Source organism: Ruegeria sp. YTSC004, from assembly GCF_059609805.1.
Map to the genome: position 1 here is coordinate 1 of NZ_JBXWMJ010000014.1, position 13,034 is coordinate 13,034.

Here is a 13,034-nt window from a genome sequence, read left to right on the forward strand (position 1 = left end):
TGGATCGGGCCGCTAGGAGCACTTGCGTTGCTCTGCACATCTGTCGGAGCGATATTCTGCCATCTAGTGTTCGATACCTGGAAGCAGAGTATACCGGCGACGATAACAGGGACACTTGCGGCTCTTGTTTTGAACGCTGGGTATTCAAAGCTTCTAAACATACTGTAACAACGGCCACCCGACCGATACCAGGAAATCCCAGGACAGCGATGGAACGTCCATAACGGACCTTTATTCTCGACTTTGCAAAGTCCGCTTTCTGCGCATCGCTGACCTTAAAGCGCGTTGAAGCATTTTGTATTTTGGGCTCCTTCCGGACCTCAGAGGCTGCGCAGCAATCCGTGATATGGTGCCTCGTCAACGTCGGGTTGTCGTTTTGGGAGGGCATGGCGGATCGGAGGATCAGTCATGGAAACACCAAACCTACCAGCCATTCGCGCACTTCGCCCCGCATGGAACAAGGGCCGCATCGTGGGTCAGAAACGACCGCTGAAGCCAAAGCATGTCTGGGCGATCCGTGTTCGACTTGAATTGGCCGAGAACCACCGCGACCTAGCGCTGTTCAATATGGCGATCGACAGCAAGCTGCGGGGGTGCGATCTCGTGAAGATGAAAGTCGTCGATGTGATGGCATCTGGTCAAATCAAGGAACGTGCCTCGGTACTGCAAAGCAAAACGCAGAAACCTGTTCGCTTTGAGGTTTCCGAAGGTACGCGAGCTTCCGTTGAGAAATGGATGGAGGATGAGCTAATGGTCGGGTCAGAATATTTGTGGCCAGGTCGCTTCCATGAGCGACTGCACATCTCAACCCGCCAATATGCGCGGATCGTCCGCGAGTGGGTCACTTCGATCGGTCTCGAAGCGAGTGCTTACGGTACTCATTCAATGCGAAGAACAAAGGTCACCCAGATCTACAAAAAGACGGGCAACCTTCGGGCAGTGCAACTACTTCTCGGACACACAAAGATGGACAGTACAGTCCGGTACCTAGGTGTTGAACTAGAGGATGCTCTGGCCATCGCTGAAGCCATTGAAATTTAACTTCGCAGGGCCGTCTTCGTCGACGGCCCACAGCCGACATTAGATATCTCTAAGAGTTCACCCATCGGCTTTCCGAGAACTGTCGTTCGTATAAAACGCCGCAATTTCAACAAGCGGATGGCCGTGAGGCGAACAAGCCTGCCGTCGTTGAGAAGCGATGTTAAGCAAACTTGATTGCTTTGAGAGGTCCGATTAACGTTTCTGCAACCATATATTTTCGCGACTTTTAGGACATGCAGATATAGATGACACCTGATGTGCAAACCGCCCGCCGCATGGCACAAGATCACTGCGCTGCTTGGACAAACCGGGCGTCAGGCGATGTCGCGGGAAGATATGCTGAACATACATTAATGATAATGAACGGTGGCGAGCCAATGAAGAGCCGGACCGAGATTGGCGACATGGCGGCGGGATTTATGGCTGACTTCCCAGACCTCGTTCTTAACCTAGACACGGTTCTCGTCGCCGATCACCACATGGTCTATGCGTGGACTTTCGAAGGCCATCATAAAGAAACCGGTAACCACGTTCGTTTCTCGGGCTGGGAAGAATGGGACCTAGACGACAACCTGAAGGTCACCAAATCGCTCGGTTGGTATGATGGCGCGGATTATGAACGCCAAGTTGCGGGAACATGACCATATCCGGCACCAATTTACGCACTGTTCGCACAGTCATGTACGGCAAGTCAGACCTAATTTGACTCTAGTCGGTGCTCTTAATTGCCTACAGCAAGTGAGAAGGCGTCCATCGGAAAAGGCTTTTCTCATATTCGGTAATTGATTTCGAGAGCCACTGCATGAACAGCTTTGCCGCCGGTCGAACCGGGCCGGGCAAAGTGACAAGGTAGTAGCCGATCTGAGGTATTGGATCGTCGAACAGCGCCACAAGTTGTCCCGACTTCAACTCGTCAGAAACAAAAGCCGGGACCGTCGCCCCGATACCATCACCGCGACGGATGCCATCCAGCAGCATATTGCCCGGCACGCGGACAACTCTCCGGTCGGCGTCAGTCGCAACTCCGACCTTTTCTAACCACAGGTCAAACTCGACTGACGCTTGCTCCTGAAGAAGCGTGAAATCTAGCAATTCTAAGGGATTCGTGAGCACCCGGTTTCCGATTAGTTCGCGGGACGCGACGACCGTTAGACAGCCTGGCAGCAGTATCTGCGAGACAAGCCCTTGCCAGCGACCCGTTCCGTATCGGATGGCCATATCAACCCCGCCCGGCTTGAGATCGACAGCCTGGATCGTTGAATCGATCCTCAATTCGATATTGGGGAATTCGTTAATAAATGTCGACAGACGCGGCATGAGGAACGCGCTTGAAAACATCGGAGTCGCACTGACCACCAACGGTCGAACCGACTCTGCACTCGACATGCTCTCGGTCAAGGAGGCCATTTCAGCGAAGGCTTTAAGCAGGCCAGCCGACAGGAATTCGCCTTGCGATGTCAGAGAAATGCCGTGTCGGGTACGTGTGATAAGCCGAGTGCCGAGATGTTGTTCGAGCCCGCGGATTTGCTGGCTGACTGCGGAATGGGTCACGTTCAGCGCCTCTGCCGCCCGGGTCAGATTTCGAAACTCGGCAGCAGCGGCGAAGGCTCTGAGAGATGTCAAAGAGGGAAGCGCGCGCCAATCCATAAGTAAGATCATCTAACAATATATAAAAATTTACAACTATGTGATCCTCCGGTGCCGCCGCATGCTGGTGCATTAATTCATTGGCGACCACACGAGGCAAACATTATGGAAATTGCTGTTTTGGGACTGGGCAATATGGGCTCAGCACTAGCGCATTGCTTGCACAAGGCAGGCCACGATGTCAGCGTTTGGAACCGCACGTCGGCAAAGGCAGTGGTTTTTGCCGAGGCTGGAGCCACGATCTGCTCTTCACCGAATGATGCCATTGCGGTGTCTGATTTTGTCATCATCTGTGTCAAGAGCCACAGAGAGACTATTGAACTGGTCAACGGGCTAAGCGTCTCGCTCGAGGGAAAGACCATCTGTGACATGAGCACGGGCGATACCTCGGATGCCGATAGACTGGTCGCTATCCTTCAGGGAAAAGGGGCTGGCTACATGCTGGGCATGATCAATGCCTACCCTTCCGGCATTGGTGGTGACGAAACCACAATCCTTACGGTGGGCAGTGCCGGAACTTGGGGCCGCTATGGCAATATCATCAGAGAATTGGGTGGAAAGTCCGCCCATGTTGGAGAGAAACCAGCGGCACTTGCCGCGCTCTTTGCCGGCCTCTTCACGGTTCGGCAGGGGTTCATGTTCGGAATGATCTACGGTGCACTTGTCTGCCAGAAAGCGGGCATCCCGATGCAGGTTTATGTCGACCAACTCCCTGCTACAATCAAATTGGTCAATGACTACCATGACCTCTTTACCAGAACTGTTCCGGTTGAGGATTACGACAGTGCGGAAGCCTCCCTGAAGGTTTACGCGATGGCGCAAGAGGACGCGTTGAAGACCTATCACTCACTTAAGGCGCCCGCTGAATTCATCCAGTTGATGCACGACCGCACCAAAACGGCTTGGGACGATGGCTACGGCGACAGACAGCTGACCGCACTGGTCCAGCATATGACGGATGCCTGATGCAAAAATGCTCCGGCCCAAAGCCGACATCCATCGGCTTGTCTCGATGCTGCAGTCGCAGCCCGCATAGCTGCCGTTCGTCGCGCGTGCAAAATCCTGTAGAACGGTAACTCACAGTCTGCGGACCTTTGAGACATTCGACACGATGAAGTTTTGGCGGCGTTTTTTGTCGCTGTGCGCAGAAAGCGGATTTTGCAAAGTTTGTCGACGTGCCCCTTCCCGACACTTATCTCGCTATCAGGTGCAGCGGTGCGGCTTCCTCCAATAGCCCATTGAAACAGGCTGTAGCGACAATCTTGGTATGAGCGGGCAAGCTTAGATTTTGAACGGATTCTCAGGGGCATGACGGCAGCGGCGACTCTGATGCCGTCTGTGATTTCCAAAGCGCTAATGGCCGCCTTGCTATCTAAAACTGTGATTTCGTGATATCCTGGTATCGCCTTGGGGGGATGTTATGGGCGATTTCTTTTGGATTGGAACAGCAATCGGCGCTGCCATTGGATTGCTCAATATGTTGTTCATTTTGCGTTCTCGCCTCGGTCAGACCGGGTTAAATCAAGCCAAGACAATTTGGCAAGGCCTGTGGGTATGGGCGCTTTGGACTGTGTTCGGAGCCTATGTTCTGGCGCTCTGGCTTCTGGGCGTTGTTCTCTTGGGCTTATCGCGAATTTTGCGACGGGGATCCGAGGCATGATAGTGGGGGAAGTCAAAACCGCCGCTATCATTGGTGCGGGGGTGTCTGGGCTTGCTACTGCAAAATGCCTGACGAAGGTCGGCGTCCACTGCAAGATTTTTGATCGCAACCCGTACCTAGGCGGTGTCTGGGCTGATGGCTACCACGATTTTGGCGTTCAGGTGCAAAAGGACCTGTACGAGTTCCCGGATTTTCCGCTTTCCGAAGAAGCGTCTCATTTCACTCCGGGGCCAGTCTTTCAGGAGTATCTGGAGGATTATTGCGATCATTTCGGAATACGAGAGTGCCTACGGTTAGGCACCCGCGTCACCATGATTGAGCGCAAAGGTGACCGGTGGTCACTTGAGGTTGATGGTTCCGGAAGTTCTGAAAGTATTGAGGCCGATCTCGTTGTCGTTGCAGCCGGGCTCTATTCAGAGACACCAAATGTCCCGAACATTCCCAAACGTGAAGATTTTGGAGGAGAAGTCCTTCACGCGAGCGAAATCAAAGACATATCGCAACTCAAAGACCATCGTGTCGCTGTAATCGGTTACGGAAAAAGTGCCACAGATATAGCGGGTTCGGCTGTGGGTGTCGCGGAAAAGGTTCACCTCGTTTTCCGAACCGCACACTGGCCTGTACCGCGCAAATTGCTGGGTGTTCTTCCCTTCAAATGGGGAATGCTTACACGCCTTGTTGCAGCCCTGATCCCTCCGTATGTCAGGCCCAGCCCAATCGTGCGCGCTATCCACTCAATAGGATATCCGTTGCCCTGGCTGTTCTGGCGTGTCGTAGAACTGCTGCTCAGTACCCAGCAACGATTGCGAATGCAAATCGCGCGTGGTGAGACCCTGATGCCTGAGACGCCTGTCGAATTCGACGCGTTTACGGAAGTGACCATGGTTCCACGTCCGGAGCTCATCAACTCTATCCGGTCAGGTAAGATTTCTGCGCATCGAACAGGTGTGAGTGCATTCTCTTCCAACGGGATCGACCTTGCGGACGGGGATTCTCTTGAGGTCGATTGCGTGGTCTTCGGCACGGGCTGGAAGACCGGCTACCCATATCTACCGAAGTCGATACTCAACTCTTTGGATGATGGGCCGGATGGGTTCTATTTATACCGCCATGTCCTGCACCCCTCGGTGTCAAACCTTGCATTCGTGGGTCGGGCGTCCTCCTTCATGAGTGTGACGACCTTCGCGCTTCAGGCCAAATGGCTTGCGGAAGTCGTTGCAGGTCGTGTGCTCCTACCGGATGCTGAGGTCATGCAAAGCGATATCGATGCGCTCAAGTCCTGGAAACAATCCTGGATGCCAGAAGGGCCAGCACGTTCCGCCACACTTCTGCTTCACATGTGCCACTATCACGATGAACTCCTACTCGACATGAGTGCGGACCCGTTTCGCAAACGCGGTTTCCTGGCGCCGATTTCTGAACTGATTGTTCCTTATCGTGCGGCCGACTTCCGAGACGTGGTCTGACCGTTTTGTACGCGAAGCCCCTGATATCCCTTAGACACTCCTTTACAATAGAACCGCGGGAGGATTTTTGTTTGGAACGACATCTGGCAGCCATACTTGCGGCTGATATTGTTGGTTAGCCGTTGTCTTTACGGATGCTTGCTCACACAGCATTTGCTCCCAGACGCAACGCGTTTACCGCTGCAAAGCAGAGGATTTCCCGTTTCGGGTTATTCATCCATCGACGTGAAAATGGACATAATCCGGGTGTGTCGCAAACCCTGTGCTCGGATTGGCGAGAGCGCGTTTGTCTGTGCCTCGGATGTTGACCAAGCATGACAACATCTATGCGACCGACTAAGTTGCCCTCATGAGACGCCGTCTTGCTGTAATCCTGATGGCCGATATGGTCGACTACACGTCTGCGATGGGATCTGACCAGGCGGGTGCTATCGAATTGATCCGTGAACTCAGACAAAAGTGGTTGGAACCTGAAGCCATAAAGCGTGGCGGCGAAGTTCTGAAGCGTCTGGGCGATGGTTGGATATTCGCGTTTCCCTCGGTAACGGATGCGGTCGAGACAGGTCAGTCGGTACAATCGGCGTTGGCCATTCACGAAAGTATCCAACTCAGGATCGCCGTTCATCTCGGCGAGATCGTCGAAGATGAAGCAGATATGTATGGCGCCGGCATAAACATTACCGCGCGCCTTCAGACCGAGGCACCGCCTGGCGGCATGATGATTTCGGAAGACCTACGCAGACAGTTGGATGAAAGACTTGCAATAGGCTTTAGTGACGCCGGTACATTTCAACTCAAAAATGTCGCGTTTCCGGTAACCGGATATCAATGGCGGCCATCCAATCAACAGACGAGACGCATCGATGCTGTGCCAGTCATTGCGGTCGAAGATGTGAAAGCGGCACCTGATATCCGCGAGACACGCGAAGCCGCAGCTGATTTACAAGATCAACTTGTCCACACCCTATCGCGACGTACCGGCGTCAGGGTTCTTGCTGCGGACGAAGCTGCCGAGTCTGATGCGACATATAGCCTTAGGTGTCGGCTCCGGTCCCGTGGAACGATTGCAAGGATCACCTGCAGCCTTGTTCGCCGCAGCGATGGGCAGGTTACATGGTCGCGGGTAATCGAAGGGGATGCGCAGGATCTGTTTGAGGTCTCGGACCGGGCCGCTGAACAGCTCTCGGACGCGTTGCGACTTCAGATCAATGCATTTGACGGCGAACGATTGGCCGATTTACCTGATGATCAGTTAAGCGCCAGCGAATTGAGGACTCGCGCGGCACTACTGATCTATCGCACCACGATTGCGGACTATCTTCGCGCGGTGAACCTTTTGGAGCGGGCACTACGCCTCGACCTGCAGAACGCATCCGGGCTAGCGATGTGGAGCGAAGCTCAGATGTGCATGCTGGATGCGCATTACAGGAATGCAGATACAGATCTGCTGAAACGTATTACGGAAAACTCTTACAAGGCCGTTCAGCTTTCACCGCGATCCGATTACCCTAGGTATGTTCGGGCGCTGATACGTGCACGCCTTAAAGGTGACGTTGAAGGGGCAAGGAAGGACATTGAACGGCTGACCCAGCTTAATCCTGGCTATGCGCTTGGAATAGAAGCTCGTGGGTACATCGAGCTCATCGCTGGCAATTGGGAAGCCGCTTGCAACTCATTGACAGAGGCAGCGGTCCGCTCCGAAGACGATCCCTATCTACCATACCGACTTTATCCGCTTGCAGTTTCGCGGATGATGGCAGGACAGGCTGATCTTGCGCTTTCAGCAATTACGGAAGCAACCGAACTGCGGCCAACTTGTCGGCACTTCTGGCTTGTCAAAGCCTGGATACTCAGGGAATCCGGAAACGACAGGGAAGCGGTTGAAGCTAATCAGTCGGCAGAAATCGCGTCGGGTAAGCCGGATGTGCTTGCACCGAACTTAAAGTTGCCCAAAGCTGTTCGAGAAGCGATTGGACTACCCGACAAGCCGATCGAAACTTAGCACTTCGAGATGCGCTTTCAGTACACCAAGAATCTGGATATACCCGCTTGGTGATCAGCCGATTGAGGCCGGGATTTATTTAAGCACCAGCTTGGCGCTGTGCCGAGCGGCCCGTTGCGGTCATTCATCCAATCGGAACCAAGTTGCGGTGCGCCCGTCAAAGCCGCCATTCGCTGCGTTCGCAATAGTGGGGTCACTTGATCCGAGAAAGCAGTTGAAACACCGGCCTCAGTTTGGCGAACTCGGCAGTTGTTCGTTCCGTCAGATTCGACTTTAAAACAAAGGCTGGGGTCTCGGTATCCATCCAAACTGCAAAGCCCTTGCGCCGCAACGCTTCCTCATGGGGGTGGTCTTTGTCAAAACCGGAGGGAACGCGCTTCAACTCCGGCTCACCGATCCTGTAACCCCGTTCTCGCAACTCTGTGGTGGTCTGCATTAACTCTGCCCCCAAGGGTCCCACCATGGCGTCGCGGAATGCGTCCAACGATCCTTTTTCATACTGAAAAACCCCACAGCCGAGGGAAAGCTTTTCTGGGGAAAGGCCAAAGAACCACATAGGCGGCTGTACCGCTTGCCCTGTCGGTATGAACGCGAGGTGCAGGTGCGCGTTATAGGGTGTCTTGTCTTTGGAAAACCGAACATCTCGGTGAATTCGAAAGATCTTGCTGCCGTGATCTTGCCCAGTAAGGTCACGTAGCGCCAACTCAATCTCTTCGGCGAACAGCTTGCTGCGTGACTTAATGTAGGTCTCATACGTCGACTTGTTCGCTGCAAACCAGTGCTTGGTATTGTTGGCCTTCAGTTCTTGCAGGAAGCCTACTGCCTCGGCAGCAAAGCAATCGAATTGGGCCATAAGATCCTCCATTCAGTCTTTCTTGGGCAGCGCCGCGGCATGCTCGAGGCACAGGTGCAGCCACCGCAACAAAGCAGCGTCATTGCAATCTGCTTCGTCCACACGGACAAAACCACCCAGCTTGCGGGTTCCGTGAACCACAGCGTGGGCCGTGGGGTCCTGCAATGCCGCAGGCTCGTTCACCTTTCCCACCCTGAACATGAACCGGCCCACGCCATCCTGATGTCTGCGTGCACCACAAAGCATGTTACCGTTCAAAAAAAAGCACAGGCCGCCCATCATCCGCTTTTCGGAAATGCCCACATGCGTGGCCAGAGCGTCTCGCATGCGGGTGTTAAGTGTTTCATCCACTGGCATCAGCTGCCGATCCAAAGCTGCCAAAGGATCGCCAGCGCAAGCACCAGCATTGCCATAGTCGTCAGCGCCGCCCCAACCGCGCGCCCCTTGCCATTCACCGAAGTGCTGAGGCTGAAATAGTGAATGAGGCGGGCAAGCAGCAGCACGCCACCGCAGGCAGCGACCAGCCAGGGTGCAGTTCCCGCGATCTCGGCCCCTGCTAAGGCCAACAATGCAAGTGGCACGTATTCGATGAAGTTCCCATGCGCCCGCATCAGCCGCAGTAAGCTTTCATCCTCACCATGCAGCAAAGAGATCCCGGTCTTGGTGCGACGAACACCAACGGCAATCGCCATCGGAATGCTCATCAAAACAAAAATGGCAGTGACAACCAGCGCGATCTGCGGAAACTGTTCCATGTGATGCCTCCTTTCTGATCTCGCTTAAGACGCCATGCTTTCGTAAGTGATCAGCGCGAACCGTGCCCCTTGTGGATCAGTCAGCGTGGCCATGCGACCGACTCCCGGCATATCCATAGCAGGCTGAACAATCGCGGCACCCTTGGCCTCAGCTTTGGCGACGCTGGCGTCCACGTCAGCCACGGTAAAAAAGATCGTCCAACTGCCATGATCTTCGGGCATTGGCGAAAAGCCACCAATTGCGGTTTCGCCAACAACGGCGGCTGAATAGCCTGATCCGTCCTGCATGGGCATGTCGTTGATCGTCCAGCCAAGCACCTCCTGATAAAACGATTTGGCTTTGCCCTGATCTGGGCCGGAATGTCCGATCCAGCCGGAGTTCCCGACGGTGGTCATCTCAAGAATACTCATGTGCTTCTCCCTTGGTTACGCCCGCCACATACGGGTCTGATACAAGGACGCGCGAAGCCCAGCGATCCCTACACGTCGCGTAAACTTTCTTGGCAGATCTCAATTTTTTCAGTGATCGCAACACGTTCGGGCGCAGTTGGTCTGAGCGTCATCACCGTTTCGAAAGCGGCAATCGCGGCATGATGCTCACCTGTTTCTTGTAAAAGCCCGCCGCGCATCGCGTGGTACCAGCGATAAGTGGACAACTCCTGTGCCAAAGGCTCCATCGCCTCTAGCGCATAATCCGGACCGTGCAGCTTGGCCTGTGCTGCAATCTGGTTAAGTCGGACAACAGGCGTTGGCTGCAATGCATAGAGAGCGGCGTAATGACTTTCGATCGATGCCCAGTCCGTGTGATCAACCGAGGCCGCATGGGCATGTGTCGCTGCGATTGCAGCCTGAATAATATAAACACCCTGATGTCCCGTCCGGTGGGCCTTTTGCAAAAGACCCGTCGCCTCGGCGATGTTCGCACGATCCCAAAGACTGCGATCCTGATCGTCCAGCGCGACAAGCTTGCCTTCTGGATCAATACGCGCACGCCGCCTTGCGTGTTGAAATAGCAATAGCGCCAGCAATGCGGCCTGTTCCCCCATCGCTGGAAATAGCGCCGCTAGTAGACGGGCCAGACGGATCGCCTCTTCACACAAGGTAAATTTGATTTGCTTTGGACCGGCCGAGGTTGACCACCCTTCGCTAAACATCAAGTAAACCATCAGAGAAACTTCACCCAAGCGCGCACCCCGCTCAGCCGGACTGGGTGTTTTGAAGGCAACCGGATTGCTCGCTATCTTCTTTTTGGCACGGGTGATCCGCTGTTCCATAGTCTTGGGCTTGATGAGAAATCCACTCGCAATTTCGTCTACGCTCAACCCTAGGACCACGCGCAGTGCAATGGCAATCTGATCCCGCCGCTCGAGTTCCGGATGGCAGCAGATGAACAGAAGCCGCAAAACATCATCGCGCATTTCGTCAGGATCCGGGGTTTCGGCAGGCACCGGTTTAAACTCCTCCATATGACGCGACAGGATTGCGGCGCGGCGTTGTGATTTGCGCACATGATCAAGGCCAGAGTTGCGTGCAGTCGTCAGCAACCATGCTAACGGGTCACGAGGTTCACCATCATTTGTCCAAACTGTCAGCGCCTTCAGGCAGGCATCGGCAAACGCCTCTTCCGCAATATCGATGTCCCGAAACATCCGGATCAGGGCAGCAAGCGCACGCGGTCGGTGCAGGGTGAAAGTGGCCTCGAGCCAGTCCGACATGTTCTATTCCGACGAGATCACGCCGCCAGCCCAGGCCACCGGTCGCACCTCAAGCCTTGCTACAGGGGATGAGATCATTTTCGCGTATTCCAATGCCTCATCAAGGTCTTCGAATTCAGCAGCATAAAATCCAAGGAAGTTCTCCTTGGTCTCGGCGAATGGACCGTCGGTGATCAAAGGCGCTGAGCCTTCGGTTGGAGCAGGCTCGACCATCACGGCAGAGGTCGGCGGCATCAATTTCATCGACACGAACTCCCCGCGCTCTGATAGCGCCGATTGCAATGCGCCATGGCCCGACATCACTTCGTTCTGGCGATCTTTGGGCAGCGCTTCGAATACGCCCGGCTCCCCATAAATCGTGATTGCGTATATCATTTTCGCCTCCATGCTTCATTCACATGGTGCAAGGACGCGCGAGGACATGCAAATCCTACAACCGGTCCACAATGCAACGTCGCAAGATAGTCACTTGGAAAACCGAGATGCTAATCGAATGCTAGGCGGGTTCCCAAAGCTCAATTGGGTTTCCTTCTGGATCATTGAGCCACGCGAACTTGCCATTTGGATAAGGTGAATCTGGATCGCGACGGACTTCAACACCCTTAGACTCGAGTTGTGCAATCATTTTCTCAATGTCGCGAACACGAAAATTCAGCATAAATGCCTTTTCTTGGTTCCCGAAATACTCTGTCACTTTTTCGAACGGGGCGAATACAGTCTCACCTGCTTCTTGCTTCCAACACGGTGTTTCATAGTCGTTTGGTACGAGATCAATGCCCAAATTGTCACGATACCATGCCGCCAAGTCGACGGGCTCGTTTGCCCTGAAGAAAAACCCGCCAAAGCCCAGTACTTTTTCCATCTTCGATTTCAAACCCGGATACGCTATCGGAAAAGACTACTCCAATATGTGGATTTTGATAAGTGCGGCACATTCCTGCCGTTCATTCTGTTGCTTTAATTCTGTGCTGCAGCCCGCCAAACCAGACTTTCGTTGCGCGTGCGCAATCCGAGTTTGATCGAGGGGCAGATGTTGTGAAAAAACCGATTATCTTTTCTATCAACCAAACAACTGGCCTCGGCGTGAATCTGTCATGCCAGATCAGGATGTTGGACAGCACAGCAGTTATTTGTTGCATTGAAGAACAAGCAACACGGTCAAAATGGCAACGCAAGTAACGGGTCGTTTTTAGTGCGCCATACACAAAAGTAGTTCTTGCATTAGCAATAGCAGGCCAACCGTCACCACGTGATACGGATCGGCGACATCGCCCAAATCATTGTAGCCTCTTTTTCGGTCTTGTTGCGAAAGCGGTGGGCGATCATGGAGGGATAGGAAAAACTGTCCCCTTCGCGCAAGAAAATGACCTCTTCCCCAAGTCGCAGCTCAACTTCGCCGCTAAGGACGATGGCGTGTTGTTCACCTTCAAAGGAGTACCCTTCGAGCGGCTCGGGCGGTTGTCCTGCGCCGGGACGGAATCGTGAAAGGATCAAATAGCACTGGCCGGACAAGGTGCTGGAAAGCAATTCGTCCTCAAAGCCCAATTCATCTGTTGAGCGCGTATACATCGCAGACAGCGCCCGGCGGTTCTCGCGTCGCACGACGTGTTTTCGCTCAAGCGGACCGTTGCCTTCCTGTTTGGGAAAGAACCAATTGGGGTCAACTGCAAGCGCATCGCTGATTTCGCCAAGCAGGTCGTCCGACACCTTGGCCGTCCCAAGCTCAATCCGGCTGAGATAGGCTTTGGAACACGACACCACCTCGGAAAGGTGCTGCAAGGTCAGTCCACGCGCATTGCGCACTTCGCGAATTTCACTGCCGAGCCTTTGGGCGTCGGTCTGGGACACGTCACTTTTCATGACTTCAGAATAGATGATTTTAGTTGACTTTTCGA

At 54.0% G+C, this 13,034-nt stretch carries 14 protein-coding genes; 5 read left to right on the forward strand and 9 right to left on the reverse strand.

Features of this window, described 5'->3' with window-relative positions; genetic code table 11:
• Positions 1-408: 408 nt before the first annotated feature.
• Positions 409-1,041, forward strand: coding sequence for a tyrosine-type recombinase/integrase (locus AC2FFP_RS20000; protein WP_170689469.1), 633 nt, complete (start codon positions 409-411; stop codon positions 1,039-1,041).
• Between the two features lie 245 nt (positions 1,042-1,286).
• Positions 1,287-1,682 carry a nuclear transport factor 2 family protein gene (locus AC2FFP_RS20005; RefSeq protein ID WP_170689468.1) on the forward strand — a complete coding sequence of 132 codons (396 nt, stop codon included), beginning with the start codon at positions 1,287-1,289 and terminating at the stop codon, positions 1,680-1,682.
• Positions 1,683-1,770: 88 nt separating this feature from the next.
• Here the strand turns inward: AC2FFP_RS20005 and AC2FFP_RS20010 are convergent, their stop codons facing one another.
• Positions 1,771-2,700: a LysR family transcriptional regulator gene (locus AC2FFP_RS20010; RefSeq protein WP_480709958.1), complete on the reverse strand. Its 930-nt coding sequence runs from the start codon at positions 2,698-2,700 to the stop codon at positions 1,771-1,773.
• Positions 2,701-2,739: 39 nt separating this feature from the next.
• Between AC2FFP_RS20010 and AC2FFP_RS20015 the strand changes: the two genes are divergently transcribed.
• From AC2FFP_RS20015 to AC2FFP_RS20025, 3 genes are all read left to right on the forward strand, one after another.
• Complete coding sequence (locus tag AC2FFP_RS20015; protein ID WP_496845310.1) at positions 2,740-3,654, forward strand: NAD(P)-dependent oxidoreductase; 915 nt, start codon at positions 2,740-2,742, stop codon at positions 3,652-3,654.
• 690 nt (positions 3,655-4,344) lie between these two features.
• Positions 4,345-5,814 (forward strand): flavin-containing monooxygenase, encoded by a 1,470-nt coding sequence (locus AC2FFP_RS20020; RefSeq protein WP_496770115.1) that lies wholly within the window; start codon positions 4,345-4,347, stop codon positions 5,812-5,814.
• Positions 5,815-6,163: 349 nt separating this feature from the next.
• Positions 6,164-7,816, forward strand: coding sequence for a hypothetical protein (locus AC2FFP_RS20025; RefSeq protein WP_496845233.1), 1,653 nt, complete (start codon positions 6,164-6,166; stop codon positions 7,814-7,816).
• 193 nt (positions 7,817-8,009) lie between these two features.
• Here the strand turns inward: AC2FFP_RS20025 and AC2FFP_RS20030 are convergent, their stop codons facing one another.
• The 8 genes from AC2FFP_RS20030 to AC2FFP_RS20065 all read right to left on the reverse strand — a co-directional run bounded on the left by AC2FFP_RS20030 (position 8,010) and on the right by AC2FFP_RS20065 (position 12,999).
• Positions 8,010-8,669, reverse strand: coding sequence for a DUF2461 domain-containing protein (locus AC2FFP_RS20030; RefSeq protein ID WP_496737851.1), 660 nt, complete (start codon positions 8,667-8,669; stop codon positions 8,010-8,012).
• Positions 8,670-8,681: 12 nt separating this feature from the next.
• Positions 8,682-9,020 carry a TfoX/Sxy family protein gene (locus AC2FFP_RS20035; RefSeq protein ID WP_496737852.1) on the reverse strand — a complete coding sequence of 113 codons (339 nt, stop codon included), beginning with the start codon at positions 9,018-9,020 and terminating at the stop codon, positions 8,682-8,684.
• A gap of 5 nt (positions 9,021-9,025) precedes the next feature.
• Entirely contained in the window at positions 9,026-9,424 is a 399-nt protein-coding gene (locus AC2FFP_RS20040) for an MAPEG family protein (RefSeq protein WP_496737853.1), read from the reverse strand.
• Positions 9,425-9,448: 24 nt separating this feature from the next.
• On the reverse strand, positions 9,449-9,835 hold the full coding sequence (locus tag AC2FFP_RS20045; RefSeq protein WP_496737854.1) for a VOC family protein: 387 nt from the start codon (positions 9,833-9,835) through the stop codon (positions 9,449-9,451).
• Between the two features lie 68 nt (positions 9,836-9,903).
• Entirely contained in the window at positions 9,904-11,139 is a 1,236-nt protein-coding gene (locus AC2FFP_RS20050) for an RNA polymerase sigma factor (protein WP_496737855.1), read from the reverse strand.
• Positions 11,140-11,142: 3 nt separating this feature from the next.
• Entirely contained in the window at positions 11,143-11,514 is a 372-nt protein-coding gene (locus tag AC2FFP_RS20055) for a YciI family protein (RefSeq protein WP_496737856.1), read from the reverse strand.
• Between the two features lie 121 nt (positions 11,515-11,635).
• Positions 11,636-12,001 carry a VOC family protein gene (locus AC2FFP_RS20060; RefSeq protein WP_496737857.1) on the reverse strand — a complete coding sequence of 122 codons (366 nt, stop codon included), beginning with the start codon at positions 11,999-12,001 and terminating at the stop codon, positions 11,636-11,638.
• A gap of 380 nt (positions 12,002-12,381) precedes the next feature.
• Positions 12,382-12,999, reverse strand: coding sequence for a helix-turn-helix domain-containing protein (locus tag AC2FFP_RS20065; RefSeq protein WP_496845231.1), 618 nt, complete (start codon positions 12,997-12,999; stop codon positions 12,382-12,384).
• Between the last annotated feature and the right edge of the window lie 35 nt (positions 13,000-13,034).